This is a genomic window from Roseovarius sp. MBR-6, from assembly GCF_040547525.1.
Classification (GTDB): Bacteria; Pseudomonadota; Alphaproteobacteria; order Rhodobacterales; family Rhodobacteraceae; genus Roseovarius.
The window spans coordinates 116,241-138,872 of sequence record NZ_JBEPPW010000005.1 but is presented as its reverse complement, the minus strand read 5'-3'; the positions used below and the strand labels follow the sequence as shown (position 1 = coordinate 138,872).

General features: G+C 65.8%; 21 protein-coding genes and 1 tRNA gene. 9 read left to right on the top strand and 13 right to left on the bottom strand.

The window, feature by feature from the left end; all coding sequences use genetic code 11:
* Window positions 1-11 precede the first annotated feature (11 nt).
* From atpA to ABIE57_RS08700, 3 genes are all read right to left on the bottom strand, one after another.
* The gene (gene atpA, locus ABIE57_RS08710; RefSeq protein WP_354538624.1) at window positions 12-1,550 is read right to left on the bottom strand and encodes a F0F1 ATP synthase subunit alpha; all 1,539 of its coding nucleotides are present in this window, start codon (window positions 1,548-1,550) and stop codon (window positions 12-14) included.
* Window positions 1,551-2,117 carry a F0F1 ATP synthase subunit delta gene (locus ABIE57_RS08705; RefSeq protein ID WP_354538623.1) on the bottom strand — a complete coding sequence of 189 codons (567 nt, stop codon included), beginning with the start codon at window positions 2,115-2,117 and terminating at the stop codon, window positions 1,551-1,553.
* Window positions 2,118-2,573: 456 nt separating this feature from the next.
* Window positions 2,574-3,590, bottom strand: coding sequence for a ribose-phosphate pyrophosphokinase (locus ABIE57_RS08700; RefSeq protein ID WP_354538622.1), 1,017 nt, complete (start codon window positions 3,588-3,590; stop codon window positions 2,574-2,576).
* 97 nt (window positions 3,591-3,687) lie between these two features.
* Between ABIE57_RS08700 and ABIE57_RS08695 the strand changes: the two genes are divergently transcribed.
* Both ABIE57_RS08695 and ABIE57_RS08690 read left to right on the top strand, forming a co-directional pair.
* On the top strand, window positions 3,688-4,287 hold the full coding sequence (locus ABIE57_RS08695; protein ID WP_354538621.1) for a 2-hydroxychromene-2-carboxylate isomerase: 600 nt from the start codon (window positions 3,688-3,690) through the stop codon (window positions 4,285-4,287).
* 4 nt (window positions 4,288-4,291) lie between these two features.
* Window positions 4,292-5,137: an alpha/beta fold hydrolase gene (locus tag ABIE57_RS08690; RefSeq protein WP_354538620.1), complete on the top strand. Its 846-nt coding sequence runs from the start codon at window positions 4,292-4,294 to the stop codon at window positions 5,135-5,137.
* Here ABIE57_RS08690 and ptsP read toward each other — a convergent pair.
* The 4 genes from ptsP to ABIE57_RS08670 all read right to left on the bottom strand — a co-directional run bounded on the left by ptsP (window position 5,116) and on the right by ABIE57_RS08670 (window position 9,805).
* On the bottom strand, window positions 5,116-7,359 hold the full coding sequence (gene ptsP / locus ABIE57_RS08685) for a phosphoenolpyruvate--protein phosphotransferase (RefSeq protein WP_354538619.1): 2,244 nt from the start codon (window positions 7,357-7,359) through the stop codon (window positions 5,116-5,118). The two genes, ABIE57_RS08690 and ptsP, sit on opposite strands and share 22 nt — an antisense overlap.
* A gap of 61 nt (window positions 7,360-7,420) precedes the next feature.
* Window positions 7,421-8,659, bottom strand: coding sequence for an aspartate kinase (locus ABIE57_RS08680; RefSeq protein ID WP_354538618.1), 1,239 nt, complete (start codon window positions 8,657-8,659; stop codon window positions 7,421-7,423).
* An 86-nt stretch (window positions 8,660-8,745) separates the two neighbouring features.
* Window positions 8,746-9,393 (bottom strand): SDR family NAD(P)-dependent oxidoreductase, encoded by a 648-nt coding sequence (locus tag ABIE57_RS08675; protein ID WP_354538617.1) that lies wholly within the window; start codon window positions 9,391-9,393, stop codon window positions 8,746-8,748.
* Window positions 9,394-9,400: 7 nt separating this feature from the next.
* Window positions 9,401-9,805, bottom strand: a complete 405-nt coding sequence (locus tag ABIE57_RS08670) for a DUF1178 family protein (RefSeq protein ID WP_354538616.1) — start codon at window positions 9,803-9,805, stop codon at window positions 9,401-9,403.
* A gap of 212 nt (window positions 9,806-10,017) precedes the next feature.
* On the opposite strand from ABIE57_RS08670, the gene ABIE57_RS08665 reads away from it, so the two are divergent.
* Window positions 10,018-10,182 carry a hemin uptake protein HemP gene (locus ABIE57_RS08665; protein ID WP_354538615.1) on the top strand — a complete coding sequence of 55 codons (165 nt, stop codon included), beginning with the start codon at window positions 10,018-10,020 and terminating at the stop codon, window positions 10,180-10,182.
* Window positions 10,179-10,619: a hypothetical protein gene (locus ABIE57_RS08660; protein WP_354538614.1), complete on the top strand. Its 441-nt coding sequence runs from the start codon at window positions 10,179-10,181 to the stop codon at window positions 10,617-10,619. The genes ABIE57_RS08665 and ABIE57_RS08660 overlap by 4 nt, the downstream gene beginning before the upstream one ends.
* A 10-nt stretch (window positions 10,620-10,629) precedes the next feature.
* On the opposite strand, the gene ABIE57_RS08655 is transcribed toward ABIE57_RS08660, so the two are convergent.
* Window positions 10,630-12,546: a cation:proton antiporter domain-containing protein gene (locus ABIE57_RS08655; RefSeq protein ID WP_354538613.1), complete on the bottom strand. Its 1,917-nt coding sequence runs from the start codon at window positions 12,544-12,546 to the stop codon at window positions 10,630-10,632.
* Between the two features lie 38 nt (window positions 12,547-12,584).
* On the bottom strand, window positions 12,585-14,840 hold the full coding sequence (locus tag ABIE57_RS08650; protein ID WP_354538612.1) for a hypothetical protein: 2,256 nt from the start codon (window positions 14,838-14,840) through the stop codon (window positions 12,585-12,587).
* Window positions 14,841-15,147: 307 nt separating this feature from the next.
* Here ABIE57_RS08650 and ABIE57_RS08645 point away from each other — a divergent pair, with 307 nt between their 5' ends.
* Complete coding sequence (locus ABIE57_RS08645) at window positions 15,148-16,389, top strand: tetratricopeptide repeat protein (protein WP_354538611.1); 1,242 nt, start codon at window positions 15,148-15,150, stop codon at window positions 16,387-16,389.
* A gap of 273 nt (window positions 16,390-16,662) precedes the next feature.
* Here ABIE57_RS08645 and ABIE57_RS08640 read toward each other — a convergent pair whose 3' ends face one another.
* Complete coding sequence (locus ABIE57_RS08640; RefSeq protein WP_354538610.1) at window positions 16,663-17,943, bottom strand: O-acetylhomoserine aminocarboxypropyltransferase/cysteine synthase family protein; 1,281 nt, start codon at window positions 17,941-17,943, stop codon at window positions 16,663-16,665.
* Window positions 17,944-18,025: 82 nt separating this feature from the next.
* Between ABIE57_RS08640 and ABIE57_RS08635 the strand changes: the two genes are divergently transcribed.
* Entirely contained in the window at window positions 18,026-18,439 is a 414-nt protein-coding gene (locus ABIE57_RS08635; RefSeq protein ID WP_354538609.1) for a VOC family protein, read from the top strand.
* Window positions 18,440-18,634: 195 nt separating this feature from the next.
* Here ABIE57_RS08635 and ABIE57_RS08630 read toward each other — a convergent pair whose 3' ends face one another.
* Window positions 18,635-19,636, bottom strand: coding sequence for a GT-B fold glycosyltransferase domain-containing protein (locus tag ABIE57_RS08630; RefSeq protein WP_354538608.1), 1,002 nt, complete (start codon window positions 19,634-19,636; stop codon window positions 18,635-18,637).
* A gap of 65 nt (window positions 19,637-19,701) precedes the next feature.
* A tRNA-Tyr gene (locus ABIE57_RS08625) sits at window positions 19,702-19,785 on the bottom strand.
* Window positions 19,786-19,894: 109 nt separating this feature from the next.
* Between ABIE57_RS08625 and rlmB the strand changes: the two genes are divergently transcribed.
* Complete coding sequence (rlmB, locus tag ABIE57_RS08620; protein ID WP_354538607.1) at window positions 19,895-20,671, top strand: 23S rRNA (guanosine(2251)-2'-O)-methyltransferase RlmB; 777 nt, start codon at window positions 19,895-19,897, stop codon at window positions 20,669-20,671.
* On the opposite strand, the gene ABIE57_RS08615 is transcribed toward rlmB, so the two are convergent.
* Window positions 20,653-21,519 carry a hypothetical protein gene (locus ABIE57_RS08615; RefSeq protein WP_354538606.1) on the bottom strand — a complete coding sequence of 289 codons (867 nt, stop codon included), beginning with the start codon at window positions 21,517-21,519 and terminating at the stop codon, window positions 20,653-20,655. The two genes, rlmB and ABIE57_RS08615, sit on opposite strands and share 19 nt — an antisense overlap.
* 114 nt (window positions 21,520-21,633) lie before the next feature.
* Between ABIE57_RS08615 and ABIE57_RS08610 the strand changes: the two genes are divergently transcribed.
* A complete protein-coding gene (locus ABIE57_RS08610) occupies window positions 21,634-21,903 on the top strand; it encodes a hypothetical protein (RefSeq protein ID WP_354538605.1) in 270 nt (89 codons plus the stop codon).
* Between the two features lie 190 nt (window positions 21,904-22,093).
* The gene (locus ABIE57_RS08605) at window positions 22,094-22,567 is read left to right on the top strand and encodes a CoA-binding protein (protein WP_354538604.1); all 474 of its coding nucleotides are present in this window, start codon (window positions 22,094-22,096) and stop codon (window positions 22,565-22,567) included.
* Window positions 22,568-22,632: the final 65 nt, after the last annotated feature.

Genomic DNA, 22,632 nt, shown 5'->3' with positions numbered 1-22,632 from the left:
TTATCTCCCCCTTACGCGAAGTCAGCGGCGAATTCGTCCAGCGCAGCCTTGATCTTGTCCTCGGCCTCACCCTTGATCTTGGGATCCTCCTTGGTGATGTAATCCAGCAGGTCCTGATGCTTGCCACGAAGATGCTTGAGCAGGCCCTGCTCGTAACGGCCCACCTCGCCCACGCCGATCTTGTCAAGATAGCCATGGGTGCCCGCATAGATCACGCAGACGATCTCGGCATTGGTCAGCGGCGAATACTGCGCCTGCTTCATCAACTCGGTCAGGCGCGCGCCACGGTTGAGAAGCTGCTGCGTCGCGGCGTCGAGGTCCGAGCCGAACTGCGCGAAGGCCGCCATCTCGCGATACTGCGCCAGTTCCAGCTTGACCGGGCCCGCGACCGATTTCATCGCGTTGGTCTGCGCCGAAGAACCGACGCGCGACACCGAAAGACCGGTGTTCACGGCCGGGCGGATGCCCTGATAGAAGAGTTCCGTCTCAAGGAAAATCTGACCGTCGGTGATCGAGATCACGTTGGTCGGGATGAACGCCGACACGTCGCCGCCCTGCGTCTCGATGATCGGCAGCGCCGTGAGCGAGCCAGAGCCGTTCTCTTCGTTGAGCTTGGCCGAACGCTCCAGCAGGCGGGAGTGGAGATAGAACACGTCGCCGGGATAGGCTTCGCGGCCCGGCGGGCGGCGCAGCAGGAGCGACATCTGGCGGTACGCGACGGCCTGTTTGGAAAGATCATCATAGATGATCAGCGCGTGACGGCCATTGTCGCGGAAATGCTCGGCCATGGCGGTGGCGGAATAGGGTGCCAGATACTGCATCGGCGCGGGGTCCGAGGCGGTGGCCGCGACCACGATGGAATAGGCCATCGCGCCCGATTCCTCGAGCTTCTTCACAAGCTGCGCCACGGTCGAGCGCTTCTGCCCGATGGCGACGTAGACGCAATAGAGCTTCTTGCCCTCGTCGTCGCCTGCGGCCTCGTTATAGACCTTCTGGTTGAGGATCGTGTCGAGCGCCACGGCGGTCTTGCCGGTCTGGCGGTCGCCGATGATCAGCTCGCGCTGGCCACGGCCGATCGGGATCATGGCGTCAACGGATTTGAGGCCGGTGGCCATCGGCTCATGCACCGATTTGCGCGGGATGATGCCGGGGGCCTTCACGTCGGCAAGACCGCGGGTCGCGGTCTTGATCGGGCCCTTGCCGTCCAGCGGGTTGCCGAGACCGTCCACAACGCGGCCAAGCAGCTCGTCACCGATCGGCACGTCCACGATGGACTTGGTGCGCTTGACGGTGTCGCCTTCCTTGATGTCGCGGTCGGACCCGAAGATCACGACGCCCACGTTGTCGCTCTCGAGGTTGAGCGCCATGCCCATGATGCCGCCCGGAAACTCGACGAGTTCGCCGGCCTGCACGTTGTCAAGTCCGTGGACGCGCGCGATCCCGTCCCCGACCGAGAGCACCCGGCCGATCTCGGCCACCTGGGCCTCCTGGCCGAAATTCTTGATCTGGTCCTTCAGGATCGCAGAAATCTCTGCTGCTTGGATACCCATTTATCCGACCTCTTTCATTGCATTCTGGAGGGAATCGAGCCGCGAGCGGATCGAGGTGTCGATCATCTTGGAGCCCACTTTGACGACCAGACCGCCGATGAGGCTTTCATCGACGGTCGTTTTCAGTTTCACGTCGCGCCCGACGCGCGCCTTGAGGGTTTTGGCAAGCGTGTCGGCCTGCGCCTTCGTGAGCGCCTTGGCGGATGTCACTTCGGCACGCACCTCACCCTTGTCCTCGGCGATCATGTCGCCAAGCCGGGCAATGAGTTGCGGCAGCACGAAGAGGCGGCGCTTGGCGGCCATGAGGGCAAGACCGTTGCGCAGTTCCGGCACAAGACCCATCCTGTCGGCGATGGCCCCGATGGCCGCGCCCTGCACCTCGCGGCTCAGCACCGGCGAGGCGATGACAGCGCGCAGGTCAGCGCTGGCGTCTAGTGCTGCGGACATGTCATCAAGGTTGCTCTCAAGCTTGGGAAGCGTTTTGCTCTCGCGGGCAAGCTCGAATATGGCGGTGGCATAGCGCGCGGCGATGCCGGAAGAAATCGAAGCTGGTTCGGACACGTCCACCCTTCCGATAATCTGGCCCCGGTTGGCGATGCGTGACGAAAGGCCACGACCGGGGGCTTTGGTTTGCGATGCGCCTCGCGGAACAACGAAATTCGGCTGGGGTGTAGCAGAGGCTTTGGGATCGGGCAAGCGGCTTGGAAAGCAATGTATACTATAGAATACCGCGTGATTTCAACAACTTGCTGCAAGTGCGACCTAATGCGCAACCCGCCACTGAGAAAAAAGATGAGTTTTCGCCGCGCCTGCCCATGGAAAAGGCGGCAAGATTCCCTCTGTGGGCATATCTGACCGGTCGTGGGCGCGGCATTGCAGAGGGAGCGGACCGCGAAATCTTGAACAGATTTCGGGCCGATTTCTTTTCAAGAAATCGGATCTGCGCCGACGGCCATGAGCGCGGCATCAGAAGATCGGTCCGCTCAAACGGGTCGTTTCCCGGTCGCCGCACGGATCCCTGGGTCAGTGATTGAACCGGCCTTCGTAGATCGGCTCAAGGCTGTCAGCCTCGAAGAGCGACGAGACGCTGGTGCCGTTCCAGATGTTGAGGATCGCCTGGGCAAAGATCGGCGCGGTCGGGATGATGCGGATATTGGGCGTGGCCTTGACTGCCTCGGTCGGCTGGATCGTGTCGGTGATCACCATGGATTTCAGCACCGACCCCGTGATCCGCTCGACCGCCGGGCCGGACATCACACCATGGGTGGTATAGGCGTGAACCTCGCGCGCGCCGTTCTCGAGCAGCACCTCGGCGGCCTTGCACATGGTGCCTGCCGTGTCGCACATGTCATCCACGATGATGCAGATCTTGCCCACAACCTCGCCGATCACGGTCATCTCGGCGATCTCGCCGGGCTTCTCGCGGCGCTTGTCGACGATCGAGAGAGGCGCGTTGATCCGCTTGGCCAACTCGCGCGCGCGTGCCACGCCGCCCACGTCCGGCGAGACGATCATCACGTCACCGATGGACGCGCCGAACTGGGCCTTGATGTCGAGCGCGAAGATGGGCGAGGCATAGAGGTTGTCCACCGGAATATCGAAAAAGCCCTGAATCTGCGCGGCGTGCAGATCCATGGTCAAAACCCGCTCGATCCCCGCTTCGACGATCATGTTGGCGACCAGCTTGGCGGAAATCGGCGTGCGCGCCTTGGTGCGGCGGTCCTGCCGGGCATAGCCGAAATAAGGGATCACGGCGGTGATGCGCCGGGCCGAGGACCGCCGCAGCGTGTCGGCCATGATCAGAAGTTCCATCAGGTTGTCATTGGCGGGCTTCGAGGTCGGCTGAATGATGAACATGTCCTCGCCGCGCACGTTCTCGAAGATCTCGACAAAGATTTCCTGATCGTTGAATCGCTCGATGCGGGCATCGACAAGCCCCACGCTCATGCCGCGATGCACGGACATGCGACGCGCGATGGCCTTGGAAAGCGGCATGTTGGCATTGCCCGAAATCAGCTTCGGTTCGTCATTGGCGGCCATGGCAGTGTCCCCGGATGTCTGTGTGACAGATTCGTGATGTTGCACCCCGCTTAGCATGGCCCTACGGTCAGGCAAACCTTGAAGGGAGCGTGCCGCGATGGCCCATATCGATTATTATTTCTCCACCCTTTCGCCCTTTGCCTATCTGGCCGGGGACGGGCTGGAACGGATCGCCGCAAGGCACGGCGCGAGCGTGACCTACAAGCCGCTCGACATCATGGCTCTGTTCGCGCGCACCGGCGGCACCGCTCCCGCCGAGCGCCACCCGTCGCGCAACGCCTATCGCGCGCAGGAGATCCCGCGTCAGGCGAAACGGCGCGGCCTGCCGCTCAACCTCAAACCCGCCCATTGGCCGACCAACCCGGCCCCCTCCTCCTATGCCATCATCGCGGCGCAAAAGACCGGCGGCGGCGATACCGGCGCGCTTGTGCAGAGCATCCTGCGCGCCTGTTGGGCCGAAGAGCGCGACATCGCCGGGGATGACGTGGTGCGCGATTGCCTCGAAAAGGCGGGGTTCGATCCGGCGCTGGCCGATAGCGGGCTTCTGTCGGGGGCCGAAACCTATGCCGCCAACCTCGAAGAGGCTGTCGCGGCGGGGGTCTTCGGCGCGCCGTTCTACGTGGTGGACAGCGGGCAGATGTTCTGGGGACAGGACCGGCTGGAGGATCTGGACCTGCATCTTGCGGGCACGCTCTGAGGCGATGCCGAACGGGCTTCGGGGTGGCTTTGCGACGCATTGGCAGGTGATGGGACAGGGGCCGCGCGCGGCCCTTGCCATCCATTGCTCGCTGGCACATTCCGGGGCCTGGGCCGGTGTGGCACGGGCGCTCGGGGCCGATCTGACGCTGACGGCGTTCGATCTGCCGGGGCACGGCGGCAGCGGTGCCTGGGAGAATGAGGGCGAGATTCAGGCCACAAGCACGGCCATGGCCGCCGATCTTCTGGACGCGCCCGCCGACATCATCGGCCATTCCTTCGGCGCGACCGTGGCCTTGCGGCTGGCGGTCGAGCATCCCGGCCTCGTGCGCTCGCTCAGCCTTTACGAGCCGGTGTTTTTCGCCGTGGCGCTGGCGGACCGGCCCGAGATGCGCGCGGGTCACGAGACCGAGATGGCCGCCTATCGCGCTGGCCATGAGGCGGGCGATTTGGCAGGGGCCGCGCGCGGCTTTCTGCGGGTCTGGGGCGATGGTGAGGGGTGGGACGCCCTGCCCGCTCCTACCCGCGCCCGCATCGCCGCGCAAATGCCGCTGATCGAGGCCGCTGCCCCCGCGCTTTATGGGGACGCGGGCGGGATGCTGGCCTCGGGCGCACTCACCCGCATCGCCGCGCCGGTGCTCTTGATGCAGGGCGCGCGCTCGCCCGCGATCATCGGCGCGATCAACGACGGCCTTGCCGCGCGCCTGCCCGATTGCCGCCGTGCCACCATCGCGGGAGCGGGCCATATGGGGCCGATCACCCGCCCGCAGGCGGTGGCGGCGGAAATCGCCGCCTTTCTGGGCATCCCGGCCCGCGCGCGGGTGAAGGATCAGAGTTTCGAGCGCAGGTAATCCATCGCGGCCTTGCGCAGGCTGTGCGTCCCGCGCGCGCGTTCCTCGTGCAGGATCGTGCGCAATTCGCCCAGATCCGTGCGGCGCAAGAGGCTCTTGACCGGGCCGATGGACGCAGGGCGCATCGAGAGCGTCCGAAAGCCGAGCGCGGCCAGACAGGCGGCCTCGACGGGGCGGCCCGCATCCTCGCCGCAAAAGCTGAGCCGCGTGCCGAGCGTGGCGCAGCGATAGACGATCCCTTCGAGGAAATTGAGGTAGCTTACGTCGAGCGTGTCATAGCGACGGCGCACCCGCTCGTTCTCGCGATCGGCGGCAAAGAAGAATTGCTTGAGATCGTTGCCCCCGATGGACAGGAAATCCACCTCTTCGAAAAAGGCGTCCGGGGCGAAGGCAAGCGAGGGTGTTTCGAGCATCGCGCCCACCTCGATTTCCTCGGGCACGGGGTGGCCAAGGATGCGCTCGCGTTCAAGGGCCTTGTCCATTTCGGCACGCGCGGCGCGAAACTCCTGATGTTGGGCCACGAACGGGAACATGACCGAGAGAGGGCGCCCCTTGGCACCGCGAATGAGCGCCTGAAGCTGCATCCGCATCACCCCCGGTTTTTCCAGCGCGACGCGCACCGCGCGCCAGCCCATGGCGGGGTTCGGCTCGTCGGTGGGCTTCATGTAGGGCAGCACCTTGTCCGAGCCGATATCGAGCGTGCGAAAGACCACGCGACTGCCCTTGGCCGCGTCCATCACGCGGGCATAGAGCGCGCTCAACTCGGCGCGCTTGGGCATGTGGCTGCGGGTGAGAAACTGCAACTCAGTGCGGAAAAGCCCCACCCCCTCGGCACCCGAGTTTTCCAGACTGGGCAGGTCGGCCATCAGCCCTGCGTTCATCTTGAGCCTGATCCGAGTGCCGCAAAGCGTCTCGGCGGGCTTGTCGCGGATCGAGGCGTAGCGCTCCTGCGCCTGCGCCTGCATCGCCATCTTGTCGCGAAAAGCGGACGTCACGGCATCGTCGGGGCGCAGATGCGCAATGCCCTGATCGCCATCGACGAGGATGAAATCGCCATTGAGCGCCTCGGTGGTGATGCGCTCGGCATTGATGACGAGCGGGATCGCCAGCGCGCGGGCGACAATCGCCGCGTGAGAGCCGACCGCGCCCTCTTCCAGCACGATACCGCGCAAGGCCCGCCCATAATCCAGAAGTTCGGCCGGACCGATGTTGCGCGCCACCAGAATAGGGTCGCCGGGTATCTCGGCCCCGGTTTCGCGGCCCTGCCCGGTCAGGATCCGCAAGAGGCGATTGGACAGGTCGTCCAGATCGTGAAGCCGCTCGCGCAGATAGGCGTCAGCGACCTGGGTCATGCGGGCGCGGGCGGCGGATTGCTCCTTTTCCACCGCCGCTTCAGCCGAGAGGCCGCTGTCGATATTGGCCTCCATCCGGCGCATCCAGCCCTTGGAATTGGCGAACATCCGGTAGGTTTCGAGCACGTCGAGCTGATCCTTGTCGCCGTCCTGCGCCGAGGACAGCATCCGCTCGACGCCGACACGCAGCACTTCGACCGCCTCCTGCAGGCGCTCCAACTCGCGCGCGGGGTCCTCGGCGATTGGATTGGTGACGACGACACGCGGCTCGTGCAGCCAGACATGGCCCTGTGCCGCCCCCTCCTGCGCGCTTGTGCCCTTGAACATCACCGGGCGGACATGGCGCGCCTTCATGGCCGCGCTCTCGCCTGTAAAGGCCCCAAGCTCGGTCATCTCGGCCAGCACCATCGCGACCACTTCAAGCGCATAGACCTCGTCGTCGGAGAAGAGCCGCGCCTTTTTGGACTGCGCGACCAGCACGCCCAGCTTCTCACCCAGCCGCTGGATGGGGACCCCGACGAAAGAGGAATAGGCCTCCTCTCCGGTCTCGGGCATGTAGCGAAAACCGGGGGCGGCGGGGGCGTCATCGGTGTTGATCACCGAACCCGAGCGCGCGACGCGACCGACAAGCCCCTCGCCAAGCCGCAACCGGGTCAGGTGGACGGATTCGGCGCGCAGCCCTTCGGTGGCGCAAAGCTCCAGCGTTGTCTCGTCACGGAACAGATAGATCGAACACACCTCGGCGTGCATCTCTTCGGCAATCAGCCGGGTGATCCGGTCAAGCCGGGTCTGGCCGCCGCCCTCCTCGGCCATGATCGCGCGCAGACGCCCGAGCATCTGACGGCTGTCGGTCCTGAACGTCTCGCTCATCGCGGCTGTCCCCCCGATCCCTCGAGTCGCGGGCCTGTCCCGGCCCGGCACCATGCCGGGATCAGGCGGCCTTGTCCAACCCGAAGGCATCATGCAGCGCCTGCACCGCAAGTTCCATGTATTTCCGGTCGATCAGCACGGAAATCTTTATCTCGGAGGTTGCAATCACCTTGATGTTGATGCCCTCGTCGCTGAGCGTCTTGAACATCTTCGCCGCAACGCCCGACTGGCTGCGCATCCCGATCCCCACGGCAGAGACCTTGGCCACATCGGTATCGGCAATGAGGTCGTGATAGTTGATATGCCCCGCGGCCTTTGCGTCGCTCAGCGCCTTCTCGGCCCGTTTCACCTGATCGGTGGGGCACGAGAACGTCATGTCGGTGCGCCCCTCTTCGGCGATGTTCTGGATGATCATGTCCACGTTCACCCCGGCCTCGGCCAGTGGGCCGAAGATCGCCGCAGCGATACCGGGACGGTCGGCGACCGAAACCAGCGTCATCTTCGCCTCTTCGCGGGAATAGGCGATCCCGCTGACCACGTTCGATTCCATGATATCCTCCTCGGCGCAGACGAGCGTGCCGGCCTCGTCCGATTGTTCCTCGAAACTGCTGAGCACGCGCAGCCTGACATTATACCGCATCGCCAGCTCGACCGAGCGGGTCTGGAGCACCTTCGCCCCGAGCGAGGCCAGTTCCAGCATCTCCTCGAAGGCGATCCGGTCAAGTTTACGCGCCTTGGCGCTGATGCGTGGATCGGTGGTATAGACCCCGTCCACATCGGTGTAGATGTCGCAGCGTTCGGCCCCGAAAGCGGCCGCAAAGGCCACGGCGGTGGTGTCCGACCCGCCCCGCCCGAGCGTGGTGATGCGCCCCTCGGGGCTGAGGCCCTGGAACCCCGCGACCACGGCCACGCGCATCCCCTCGCCGAACTTGGCGGAAATCTTGGCGGTCGGGATTTCCTCGATCCGGGCGGCGGAATGGGCGGAATTCGTCAGGAGCGGCACCTGCCAACCCTGCCAGCTTCGGGCGGGGATTTCCATCTCCTGCAACACCAACGCCATGAGACCGGCGGTCACGTTCTCCCCGGAACTGACCACCGCGTCATATTCGCGCGCGTCGTGCAGGGGCGATATCTCGTTCACCCAGCCGACAAGCTCGTTGGTCTTGCCGGACATGGCCGAGACGATGACTATGACGTCATAGCCCTTGGCCACCTCGACGCCGACACGCTTGGCGGCGCGGCGGATACGGTCGATATTGGCGACCGAGGTGCCGCCGAATTTCATCACGAGAACGGGCATGGGCGCGGTCCTGAGCGGGAATTTCGCGCGCGGTTTACGCGCGGGAAGGCGTGTGCGCAAGGGGGCGGCGATGGCGCGTGCGCCCCTCAATAGGGATGGGCGCGCCCGTCCCATGTCTCGAAACAGCCTGTCGAGGCGGGGCCGAGCGCGGCAAAGCGCGCCATCAATCCCGCGGCGGCTTCGGTCACGGAAATCTCGGCCGCGGCACCGCCCATGTCGGTGCGCACCCAGCCGGGGTGATAGATGCCCACGGCGATGCCCTCGGGGGCAAGATCGGCGGCAAGGTTGCGCCCGAGGTTGAGCGCGGCAGCCTTGGAGGCGCGGTAGACATAGCTGCCGCCCGGCGCACGGGTGTGGCTGGCCATCTGGCTCGAAATGATGGCGATCTTCGCGGCCCCTGCCGCGCGCAGACCGGGCAGGAGCGCCTGCACGGCAAGGAACACGCCGGTGACGTTGGTGGCGAAGGTCTCGGCCCACATCGCCGCCGGGTATCCCTCATCAAGGCTCTCGCCCTTGTCGGGATAGATGCCCGCGTTGCAGATCAGCAGATCGACCGGACGCCCCGCAAGCGCCCCGGTCAGCGCGGCGAAATCGTCGGGCCGCGTCACGTCGAGCGCCACAAGGCCGCCGCCGCCCGCGCGCGCGGTTCCGGTGACGTCGTGGCCCTCTGCGCTGTAACGCGCGGCAAGCTCTGCGCCAATGCCGCGCGATGCTCCGGTGATGACGATATGCATGGGCCCCTCAGTTCGACTTGCGGCGCGGGGTGAAGGGCAGCGGCGCGACCGGGATGCCATCCTCGATCAACCGGCGCGCCTCTTCCGGTCGCGCCTCGCCATAGATCGCGCGTTCGGGGACCACTCCATCATGCATGTCGCGCGCCTCGCTGGCGAATCGGGGGCCGACGTAATCGGCCGTCTCCTCGATCCGGCGACGCAATTCGGCGAGCGCCTGTTCGGCGGGATGGGGCGCGGTGTCGGCGCGCGCGTTCTGCACCTGCGGGGCCATAAGCGCCTTTTCGACCGCCGCCGAGCCGCAGATCGCGCAGGCAAGCATCCCCGACGCGCTCAGCCTGTCGAAGGCCTCGGCGGATTGAAACCAACTGTCGAAGCGATGGCCTGCATCGCATTTGAGGGAAAACCGTATCATGCCCATCTGCCTTGTTCCGGCCCGTCATTGTTATCCCTGCGGGAGGGAACATCAAGCTGTAGAAATCAGACTGAAAGAATCAGAATTGACATATCTGATCGTTTTGCTCAGGATAAGGACGCCAAGCCAATCCGCCACGGTCAGCCCGGCAGGACATCCAACAGCACGGCGGCCCCGCGCCGACCGTCCCCCAAAAGACCTGGAGGCCCCGAATGATCCGCGCCCAGACCGGACCCGAACCCACGCTTCTTGCCGAAGCCGCTTGCCACGATGCCCGCGCCCTGACCGACGGCGGACATATCGCCTATATCGTGCTGGACGGGCAGACCTATACCCTGCGCATCACCCGCGCGGGCAAGCTGATCCTCACCAAATGAGACATGCACGTGACCTTGCGGGGGATCTGCCCCTGAGTGCGATGCGTGGCTTCACGCCCGTCGCGGCGCTGGTGGTCGCGGCGCTGCGTGGCTGGAACGCGGGCGGGCCGGGACAGGCGATGGAGGTGCTGCGCGCGCGCATGACCGAACCGCGCGCGGGTGCCGCGATGGCCGCGCTCTGCGATCTGGCCGGGGTGCTGGCAGCGCATCGCCGCCGCCCGCTTGCGTGCCACGCGCCGCACTGTCCCTGCGTCGGGTCCGATGAGGCGGGTTTTGCCCGCTTTGTCGAGCAGGCCGCGCTTGGCGAGCGCGAGGCGGCGCTGATCCTCGCCGGGGGGTTCGTCGATGGCCGCGCAATCCTGCTGCTGACCGACACGGCGGCGCGCCTAGGGCTCCTGCTTTACCGCGCGACGCTCGGGCAGGTGCGGCTCCATTGAGCCGCGCCGCTCACCCGTCCGATCCGGACGGTTTCCCCTGCGATGCGGCGTTCTGCTCGTCGAGTTGCGACAGAAGCATCGTCTGCAACTCACCCTCGAGTTCCCGGGCGCGATTGATATAGGCCGCATTCTCGAGTGTCGGCAGGTTCGGATCCCACAGCGCCGCCAGTTCGCGCACCGATTCGCGGTCGTGATGGTAAAATGTCTTTTCCGCTTCGGCAGCCTCGTATTCGCTCAGCCCCACATTCTCGAGCACGTAGCGCCCTGCGCGCAGCGAACTGTCGAACATCTCGCGCACGATGTCATTGGCCCCGGCCTGATAGAGACGAAAGACATGGATGCGGTCGCGCGCGCGCGCCACGATGTGAAGATCGGGCCGCTCCCGGCGGGCGAAACTGACCAGCCGCACGCAGGCATCCGGATTGTCGAGCGCGGCCACCAGAACGCGCGCCTGATCGAGCCCGGCGGCATGGAGCAGGTCGGGCCGGGTCGGATCGCCGAAGAAGCCCTTGACGCCAAAGCGCCGCATCTGCTGGATCGCGCCAAGATCGTGATCGAGCACCACGGTGTCGAATCCGCTTGAGCGCACGAGACGGTTGACCACCTGTCCGAAACGCCCGATCCCGGCGATGATCACCGGGCCCTTGCTGTCGATCTTGTCGGGTTCCTGCGGCTCGCTCGTGTCCTGCACCCGCCGCGACAGCCACTCATAGGCCAGAAACAGCAGCGGCGTGATCAGCATGGTAAGTGCTATGACCAGCAACAGAACCTCGCCCATGCCGCGCGGCAGAACGTTCTGCTGATCGGAAAACGCCACAAGGACAAAGCCGAACTCGCCCGCCTGCGCCAGCGACAGGGTAAAGAGCCACAGATCGCGCCCGCGCAGGGCAAAGACGCGTCCGAGGATATAGAGGATCACGCCCTTGGCGAGGATCACCGCGAGGGCCATGCCAAGAATCGTGACGGGCGCGCCGGTGAGCACGGTGAAATTTATGCCCGCGCCGACGGTGATGAAAAACAGCCCCAGCAACAGGCCCTTGAACGGCGCAAGATCGCTCTCGAGCTCGTGGCGGAATTCGCTGTTGGCAAGCACCACGCCGGCAAGAAAAGCGCCAAGCGCGGGCGAAAGCCCCACCAGCATCATCAGAAACGAAATGCCCACCACGATCAGCAGCGCCAGCGCCGTATACATCTCGCGCATCCGCGCGGTGTGGATGAAGCGGAACACCGGCCGCGTCAGGTAGGTGCCCGCAAGGATGATGGCCGCCACGGCGGCGATCGTGACCAGAGTCGCCCCCCAACCCGGCAGGCCGGCGATGAAATTCTGCGCCGCCTCATGCGCGCCTCCGCCCTGCTCTGCGGCCGCGGCAGAGCGCCCGCGCGAGGCGTCGAACACCTGTTCGACGGTGCGCGGCAGCGCCAGAAGCGGCAGAAACGCCAGCATCGGGATGACCGCGATATCCTGCGTCAGCAGCACCGAGAAGGCCGAGCGCCCGCCCCCTGTCTGCATCAGCCCCTTCTCGTTGAGCGTCTGGAGCACGATAGCGGTGGAGGACAGGGCGAAGATCATGCCCACGGCAAGCGCGACCGTCCAGACCTGCCCCATCCAGATCGCGACCAGCATCACCGCCAGCGTGGTCAGCGCGATCTGAAGTCCCCCCAACCCCAGAAGCCGGTGGCGCATGTCCCAGAGGGCGCGCGGCTCAAGCTCCAGCCCGATGAGAAAGAGCATCATCACCACGCCGAATTCGGCCACGTGCTGCAACTCGGCGGTCTCGTGCCCGCCGACCAGTCCCAGAACCGGGCCGATGACGATGCCCGCCGCCAGATAGCCCAGAACCGACCCGAAACCCAGCCGCGCGGCCAGCGGCACGGCAATGACCATGGCCAGAAGAAACACCGTCGCCTGAAACAGGAATCCGGCCATCGGCTCTCCTATCCGTGTCGGGCGAAGCGCACCGCGCCTCAGCCCTTGGGCAGGCGCAGGACAACATCCCGGCTGCCCTTGCGATAGCGCAATTCGTCATTGCCAATCGCCGAGACGCGCCCGCCGTCGATCCGGTCGCCCACCTGAACCTTCTGATAGCGGCCATTGGCAAGGCGCACCAGCGCGCGGCGATTGGACGGCGCGCCATAGACGCCGATAAGGTTGACCTGTCGCAGATTGATGGCGTTGCGGGTGGTGGCCTGCTGCGCGATCGAGGCCGATGTCGGGATACGCGGCGCGGCGGCGGCGGTGCGGGTGAGTTCCGGCTCGCCGTCGTCCGCCTCCGGTGCGGGAGCGCGCTGTGGCGCGGGTGCAACCGGGGCGGCGGGCGCGGCACGCGCCGCAGCGCGCTCAATCGATTGTGGCCGCAGGCGCGGCTTGAGCGAGGCGGCAACGGCCTGCTCCGTGGCCTCGTCAAGGGCCTGCTGGATGGCCTCTGCGTCAGGCTGCGGCACGGGCACAAGCGTGGCGGGCCGCAGACGCGGGCGCAGCGCGGCCAGTTCGCTTCGGCTTCGCCCGCCAAGCGCGCCGCGCTCCTGCTGTTCGCTCAGGTTTTCGGGGCGGGGCCGGGGTCGGATGCCGGACAGCCGTTCGCGCGCGGCCAGTGCCTCGGGCGTAGGCGTGAGGTCCGGGATCGGCACGGCGCGCACAGGCATGGTCTCGGGGCGCAGCGGCGGCGGTCCCGCCCGCACGATGACGCCGCCGGGGGTCAGCGCGCCCTCGGGTGTCGCGGTGACAAGGCCGCGCGCGTCAAGCGCGAAGGTCTGGCCCGGCAGGGGTGGGCCCGCAGGCAGGGGCGGGCGCACATCAAGGGCAAGGGCGCGCTCGGCGGGCAAGGCGACCGCATCGCCGAAACGCAGGGCCTCGTCGATCGAGGTCTGGTAAAGCGCGTCGAGCGTATCTGTCGGCGGCTCGGCGGGCGGTGTGGGCGCATTGGGCCAGATGCCGGTGGCGGCATAGCGCGCCCGCGCCTCCTCGGGGCTGCGCGGCTCGGTCCATTGCGGGGGCACCGGGGCCACCTCCGTTTCCGGCAGCGCCGCGATCTCGGGCGCGGACGCGGGCGCGATTGGCATCGGCTCCGGCATGGCCTCGGGTTCGGGTGCCTCAGGTTCGGGAGCCTCGATTTCGGGAGCCTCGGCTATCGGAACAGGCTCGGCGCTATGGGCAAGCTCGGGGATATCCGGCGTCACCGCGATCTGCGGCTCCGGCCCGCGCAACAGCCGCCCGATCCCGCTATCGGGAAAGATCGAGGCCAGCGCGGCAACCCCCACCATCAGCAGCACCAGTGCAGCGGTCAGGATCAGGCCCAGAAAGCGCGGCTTGCCCTGTCGCGCGGTTTGCGACTGCCGCGCGCCGAAAATCGTCAGCCGCTCTGCCTCGTCCTCGGGCGTCGCCACCGGCGGAGATTCTATCCGGGCGGACGCTTTGGGTTGGGACGGTGCAGATGGCACCGTCGGCTCCGGCACGGGGAGCGCGGTAAGCGCCTCCACCGGCGCAGGCTCACGCGGCGTCAGGCTCGCGCGCGCCACACCCGAGAGGGCTCGCACCTCGGTCTCGGCCAAGGGCGGCGCGGGCGTGAACCGCGCGGCCCCGTCAAGCCTCGGCGCGCTCACCGGCAGCATGCCGCGCTCGGCCCGGATCGAGGCAAAAAGCAGCGGTGCCTCGGCATCCGCTTCCGCCTCCGCAACCGTTTCCGGTTCTGGCTCAGGTAACGGCTCCGGCTCCGGCATCGGCACCAAAACGTGATCCCCGGCGCTCTCGGTCGGACCGAAGAACGGCTCGCCTGAAAAGGTCGCCGCGTCGGGCCGCGCCACGAAGCTCACCGGATTGAAGCCGTGTTCGAGCGCAAAGCTCTCGGCCTCTTCCAGGGTCTCGCGCGCGACGGCGGCCACCTGCAAGCGATCCCCTGCAACCGTCCAGTCAAAGGCCAGATCGTGCAGCGCATAAGGCGTTGCCCCGTCAAGCGCATCCGCGGCCGCCGCATCGTAATCGCCATGGGGCGCGGAGGCGGCGGGCAGATCGAGATAGCGGATCTGCTCCTCGGGGATGATGAGCTTGGTCGCCATGCCCGAGGGCGCGAGCGTCTGCGCCTTTTGGCGCAGCGCGGCCAACTCGCCCGCAAGGTCGCCCGAGTCGAGCGCGACCGCGCCCACGACGTGCTTTTTGGACCCGTCCGCGAGGTGCAGGAGGGTAATGCCATCGAGCGAGAGGTTGAGGGCGAAATTCGGGGTCATACGCGACGCTTATATACCACTTGGAACGGGGTGAGGGAGTCATCTTCTGTCAGGTCGTGATCCTAGCGCACCATCCCGCCGAGGCAAAGAGGGCAGCGCCCCTAACGCGCCCGCCCGCCGGTCCGGACAGGCATCGGGACATGGCCTGATCCGAGCATCCGTCACGTGTCCCCCGCGCGGAATCAAGCCAGAAGGGCACCAGCCTTGGCCCTTCCCAAATCACCGCGACCGGATATGGTGCATCACGGGTCATTCGGGCGGCTTTGTAATGTTGGACACGGTCTTGTTGTTTCTGCGGACTTACGCATTGGAACTCAGCGCAGCCGCTGGTTTGGCTTACCTTCTGGGTGTGGCCATGGGTTTTCTCAAATGGCCCTTCTCCAAACCGAACCCCGTGGCACTCGATCCCAGAACCATCGACCAGATCAAACCGTCGCAGGCCAAGGACGGCCCCGCCCTTACCGTGGCCGAATTCATCCGCCTGCGCCGCGACCTCAAGGCCGATCTCGAGCAGGAACTGGCCGAGGCCAACGAGGCCGGGAAAACACAGCTGCGCGCCCGCATCGCCGAACTCGAATCCCAGATCACCAACCCCGACGCCGCCCTTGCCGAGGCCCGCAAGCGCATCACCGATCTTGAGGCCCTGCTTGACCGCGAAGCCAACCAGATCGGTGCGGATCGCATCGCCGAGGCCAAGGCGGCACTGGCGAAGGCCGATTATTCCCTTGCCGATAACATCTTCGCCGAGATCGAGGCCCGCAACGATCTGGCCGTGCAGGACGCCGCCCGCGCCGCCGGTGGCCGGGGCGAGGTGGCCGAGGCCGAGCTGCGCTGGCTTGACGCCGCGCAGCACTATGCGAAAGCGGCAAGGCTGGTCCCGGAATTCGACAATATCTTCAAGGCGCGGGAATATGCGTGGCGCGCCGGTCAGCTCGACACTGCCCATCGCCACGGGGCGGACCTGCTTGCCCTAGCCCGCAATGAAGGCACGCAAGAGCAGATCGCCACAGCCCTGAATGAGCACGCCCTGACACTTGATGCGCAAGGGCGGTATGCGGAGGCGGAGGCGCTCTATCGCGAGGCGCTGGAGATCGACCGCGCGACCGTCGGCGAGGGGCACCGAGACTTTGCTAGCGGTCTCAACAACCTCGCGGGCGTGGTGCGGTTGCAAGATCGGTATGAGGAGGCCGAGAGACTCCTCCGCAAGGCGCTGAAGATCGACCGCGCGACTTTAGGCGATAGGCATCCGGAATATGCCATCCATTTGAACAACCTTGCTAACGTGGTGCGGGCGCTGGGTCGGTTTGAACAGGCCGAGACGCTCTACCGCGAGGCGCTGGAGATCGCCCGCGCGACCGTCGGCGAGGCGCATCCGGCCTATGCCATCGACCTCACCAACCTCGGCAGCCTTCTAGGGGAGACCGGTCGCGTGGCTGAAGGGCGCGCCATGCTGGAACAGGCGCGCGCCATCTTCCGCGCCACCCTGCCGCCGGATCATCCGCATATCACCGAGGCGAAGCGCCGCCTCGACGCGCTCCCCGATGACTGACCGCCGCCGCCCGCTCTCCCCGTCATCCTCGGGCCCGACCCGAGGATCTCTTGCAGACCAGACCACGCCAACAGATCCTCCGGTCAAGCCGGAGGATGACGCATCCCCGGCCCAAGCGCGCGCCGCGTTAACCCAGCCCGCAAGCCGATCCGCACCGACGCGATACCGACGGCCCAAAACGGCCTCATCGCCCTTGTTAATCAGGCAAATCCGCCGCCGAGTCGTCGCCCGCACGTCCGCCCGGTCACATCTCGTTAACCAAAGCGCGCCCGCTCAACCGCCCGCCCTGGCCAGTGCCTGATCGAGATCGGCCATCAGGTCCTCGGCATCCTCGATCCCGATGGAGATGCGCACCACGTTGGGTGCGGCCCCGGCGGCTTTTTGCTGCTCGGGGGTCAATTGCCGGTGCGTGGTCGAGGCGGAGTGGATCACAAGGCTGCGGGTATCACCCAGATTGGCCACATGGCTGAACAACTCCAGCGAATCGACAAAGCGCACGCAGGCGTCATAGCCGCCCTTGAGCGCCACGGTGAAGAGCCCGCCCGCGCCCTTGGGGCAGATGCGCGCCACCCGGTCATGATAGGGCGAGGATTTCAGCCCGGCATAGGTCACGCCCTCGACGGCGGGATGTTGCTCGAGCCAGCCTGCGATCCGTTCGGCATTCTCGCAATGGCGCTGCATCCGCAAGCTGAGCGTCTCGATCCCCATCAGCGTGTAATGCGCCGCCTGCGGGTTGAGCGTCATGCCCAGATCACGCAAGCCCACGGCGATGCCGTGGAAGGTAAACGCAAGCGGCCCGAAGGTCTCGTGAAACTTGAGTCCGTGATAGGCGGGTTCCGGCTCGCTGAGCGAGGGGAACTTGCCCGAGGCGGACCAGTCGAACTGCCCCGAATCCACCACGCAGCCCCCCGTCACCGTGCCGTTGCCGGTCAGGAACTTGGTCATCGAATGCACGACCAGCGCGGCCCCGTGCTCGATCGGGCGGCAGAGATATGGCGTGGCCGAGGTGTTATCCACGATGAGCGGCAGGCCCGCCTTGTCGGCCACCGCCGCCACCGCATCGAGATCGGTGATATAGCCGCCCGGATTGGCGATGGATTCGCAGAACACCGCGCGGGTATTGTCGTCAATCGCCGCGGAAATGGCGTCCAGATCGTCGAAATCGACGAATTTGGCGGACCAGCCGAAGCGCCGGATTGTCTGGCTGAACTGCGTGATCGAGCCACCGTAAAGCCGGGTCGAGACCACCACGTTAAGCCCCGGCCCCATCAACGGAAAGAGCGCCATGATCTGCGCCGCGTGACCCGAGGAACAGCACACCGCCCCTGCCCCGCCCTCGAGCGTGGCGACGCGTTCCTGCAACGCAGCCACAGTCGGGTTGGTCAGGCGTGAATAGATATAGCCCACCTCTTGCAGGTTGAAGAGCGCCGCCGCGTGTTCGGCATCGCGGAACACATAGGCCGTGGTCTGATAGATCGGCACCTGCCGCGCGCCGGTCGCCGGGTCGGGCCGTGCGCCCGCGTGGATCTGCAATGTGTTGAAACCATAGGCCATGGGGCGCTCCTCCTTGCGAAATACGTGGGTTCCGGGTTACGGCATCGGGGCGGGCCACGCAACGGGCACGGGGAGAAGAGACATGGCAAATCCGTTTCATCTGGCGATCAACGTGACCGATCTCGACGCGGCGCGGGGGTTTTATGGCGGGGTTCTGGGCGCGGTCGAGGGGCGCTCGACCGCAACATGGGTGGATTTCGATTTTTTCGGTCATCAACTGTCGCTGCATCTGGGCACGCCCTTTGCGACCGAGGCCACCGGCAAGGTGGGTGAGCACATGGTGCCGATGCCGCATTTCGGGGTGGTGCTGGCGCTTACGCTCTGGCGTGATCTGGCCGTGCGGCTCGAGGCGGCGGGGGTGGATTTCGTGATCCCGCCTTCGGTGCGGTTCGAGGGCGAGCCGGGCGAGCAATGGACCATGTTCTTTCGTGATCCCTGCGGCAACCCGATCGAGGTGAAGGGCTTTGCCGATATGGACGGCGTGTTCGCGGGGTGAGGGCGCGCACCTGTCATCCCCACACAGGTGGAAAGCGTCGGTTGAACATGCTGTCCGCCTCCTCTCGTCCCTCGTCATCCCCGCGAAAGCGGGGATCTCTGGGGCAGGGAGATCCTCCGGTCAAGCCGGAGGATGACGGGTGACGGGGAGATCCTCGGGACAGGCCCGAGGATGACGGGCACTCGCGCACGACCCTTACCGCATCCAGAACCCGTTGCGCTTGATCGTGTTGCGGATCGCCTGTTCGCGGACGGGCAGGTTCTCTCGGTCGAAAAGCGCGCGCACCTTGGCGCCCCGCCCCTGATAGATCATCCGCTTGATCGGCTCGTAGTCCTTGAGCACCTTCTTGATCCGGTGGGGCGCGGTCACGCCCTCAAGAACCTTCACCACATGATCGCTTTCACGCGCATAAAGCAGCGGCAGCGTGCGGTAATGACAGGTCACTGCCCCGTCGAGCAGCCCCTCGGGCAGCGTATCGCGCCCGCCGCCAAGCCCGTGAATGACCAGCGGCAGCGCCACCTGATCAAGCCAAGGATCGAGCGGTTGGCAGACAAGTTCGGGCGGCGGATCATCGCGGATCGCCACCGCATGATCCAGAAACCGCCGCCCGAAGACGCGCGGGCAGCGGTAAAAGAAGAAGCCCGCATTGAAATAAAGGTAGCGCTTCCAGTATTCGTCGGGCTGGCACGGATCGAGCGAGCTTTCGTAATCCAGCCCGAACCGGTCATAGAGCGATTTCCAGATCGCGCCGTAACCGGGGCCGTAAAGCTCGATCTGCGGCCATGTCCCTTCGCGCCGCAGCGACGCGGTCGGGCGCGCGAAATCAAAGGGCACATCCGCCACCTCCCCCGTCACCAGCGTATCGGTGTCGAAGAACACAAACGGCTCCCCTTCGGGCAGCGACAAAAGCGCCTCGATCTTGTTGCCGTAAGCGTAGGCATGGCCGAAATAGCGGTTCTCGAACGGCACGATCTCGGCACCGAACCCCTCGAGCAGCGCGCGCGTCTCGTCGCCCTTGATGCGCGGATCGTTGGGCCAGAGCGGCCCCGGTTGCGGCTCGGCCACAAGAAGACGCCCCGCGAAACCCGGCGACATCGCGCGCAGCGAGGCGGCAAAGATCACCGCCTCGTATTGCAGCCGCCCGCCCTGCGCGACGATCACGATGTTGAACGCGCCCGGTTTGGCCGGTTTCGCCATGCCTCTGCCCCCGCCTTTTGCCGCGCAGTATAGGTGCGGCGGGGCGTGCTCAGAAAGGGGGAAAGTGGTGGGCGACCTAGGAATCGAACCTAGCGTGCGTCTCCGCGAGGGAGTTACAGTCCCCTGCCACACCTTGCGGCCTGTCGCCCACGTATCGGGCCTCTTAAAATCGGGGCGCGGGGGCGTCAACCGGAAAATCGCTTGCCTTGGGGCGCGGGGCCATGCGATTGCCCGCGCCTGACAGGAAAGGCGCGCGCGATGAAGAAACCCCGCTGGGTGATCGACAAGGAACAGGCGAAAAAGGTGGCAAGCGCCGAGACGGTCTGGCTCTTCGGTCTGCACGCGGTGCGCGACGCGCTGGAAAATCCGCGCCGCGAACGTTTGCGTCTCATCGTCACGCGCAACGCCGCCGACAAGCTGGCAGAGGCCATCGCGGCAAGCGGGATGGAGCCGGAAATCGCCGACCCGCGCCGCTTTTCCGCGCCGCTCGATCCGGCTTCGGTGCATCAGGGTGCCGCGCTCGAGGTCAAGCCACTCGACTGGGGGAGCCTTGCCGATGTCGCGCTGCGCGCGGGGCCCGGCTCGCCGCGTCTGGTGCTCCTTGACCGGGTGACGGACCCGCATAACGTGGGCGCGATCCTGCGTTCCGCAGAGGTGTTCGGCGCCCGCGCGGTGATCGCACCCCGCCACCACGCCGCGCCCGAAACCGGCGCGCTGGCAAAGACCGCGAGCGGCGCGCTCGAACGGCAGCCCTATTTGCGGGTGCGCAACCTTGCCGATGCCATCACCGAGTTGCAGGGCATGGGCTATCTCGTGCTGGGGCTGGCGGGCGAGGCGGAAACGGATATCGAAACCGCGCTCGAGGGCCGCCGCGACCGGCCCGTGGCGCTGGTTCTGGGGGCCGAGGGGCCGGGCCTGCGCGAACGGACGCGGGAAAGTGTCGATGCGCTGGTGCGGATCGACTTTCCCGGTGCCTTCGGCTCGCTCAACGTCTCGAACGCCGCGGCCGTGGCGCTCTATGCCGCGCGGGGGTGAACCCGGTCCTCGAAATAGGGCAGGAAGCGCCCCTTTATCATCCAGGCCAGCCCGAACGCCGCGAGCGCCAGCGCCTCGAATACGAAGGTCAGACGCAACCCGTTCCAGATGCGCAGAAAGGTCTCTGCCTCCGAAAAGAGCGCCGTCTTGAGCGCGAGCACCGCGACCGCGCCGAGGATGACAAGGCCGAGGGCGCGATAGCAGCGGTTGCGCAGATCCTTGCGATTGCCCTCGCAAAGTGCGTCCCGCGAATTGACGCGGGTGAACACGCGCAGCACCACATAGGCAAGGATGAGGAACATGACACCGGCGGCGATGTTGTGGACCCAGTCCAGAAGGCTGTCGCGGATCCGGTCCAGACCGAGCAGGACGCCCCAGAAGTCAAATGACGGTGACCCCGAGACCACATCGAGAGGCTCGGACCGGACCGGAAAATCCTCCGAGCCGAGGGCCTCGCCGACAAAGGCGCGGGGCACCTGGCCGGCTTTGAAAACGCATCCCGAGCCATGAGTCGGGACGAAGGCGACCAGCAGCGCCGCGATCCCGGCGAGCCGGATCAGGGCCACGTCATACCAGCGCCAGCCAAGCGCCCCGTCGCAGCCCGCCATGTCGAACGAATAAAGGCAAAGCAGCAAAAGGCCCACAAAGCTCAGCATCCCCACGAAGAGATCACCGCCGATCGGGCTGAAGTAGAAATGGCTGATCGAGGCATAAAAACAGATCGTCGGCACCAGCAACCCGAGGGCCAGCAACGAGAGCGGCAAGCCGAAGGCGACCCAGCCGACGGCGAGATGAACGCGTTTGATGTCGATGCGGAACGGCAGGTCGCGCGGGGATGTGTCTTGCATCGGGAAAATCTCTCCTGTTGTGAATGATGCAACTCTAACATGTAATGCCCGTGCGCGCGACGGTTTGCGACCTCGGGGGTGGAAATCCGGGGGCTGGAACCGATATGAGAGGGCATGACCCCGAAGATCGCCACCTGTTGCTATTGCGGCACGCGCGCCGCGCTTGTGTTCGACCGGGCGCGGCACGAATTGTCCTGTTCCAGTTGCGGCGCGCCGCTGCGCGAGATGAAGTCGCTGCCGATTGAAAATCGCGCTGCTCCCGCACAGCCAGCGTCAAGGCCGGTGGTCCCGTCGAAGCCGCGCAAAAAGCCGAAAAAACGCAAAAGCTTCAAACAGCGTATGCTCTCGGAGATGTGGGACGCGATCGAGGATATCTTTGACTGAGTCCGCTCACGCGCCGGTCACACGCGTATTACAAACCCTTTTTACAATGAGAATCGGACCTATATCTGTCCCAGAAGCGCCGTAGACGGAACCTCGGTGCTTCGTATCACTGTCCCTCGTTCCGCGACTGGCGCCCAAGTTTTAACTTGGGCGCTTTTTTCCTGGGCCAAGCCGTGATTGACTGCATGCCATGAGCGAAACCTACAGCGATTCCCTTCTGCGCGAGATCCTGACCCGCACGCGGCGTGTGGCGGTCGTCGGGGTCTCGATGAACCCGGTGCGGCCCTCTTATTACGTGGCGCGCTACCTCAGTCTCAAGAAATACGAGGTGGTGCCGGTCAATCCGGGCCATGCCGGCGAGACGCTGTTCGGGCAAAAGGTCGTGGCACGGCTGAGCGATATCGAGGGGGGTGTCGACATGGTCGATATCTTCCGCCGGTCCGAGCACGTCCCGCCCATCGTCGAGGAGGCGCTGGCGGCGTTTCCGGGGTTGCGCACGGTCTGGATGCAGATCGGGGTGGAGCATGAGGGCGCTGCCGAAACGGCACGCGCGCGCGGCGTCGATGTGGTGATGAACCGCTGTCCCAAGATCGAATATCAGCGGCTTTTCGGCGAGTTGCGGATGGGCGGCTTCAACACCGGCGTGATCTCATCGAAACTCTGACAGGGACATGAGTATTTTTGGAACGATGAAACCGGGGCTTTCCCCGCGCCCCCGGTGTGATATCT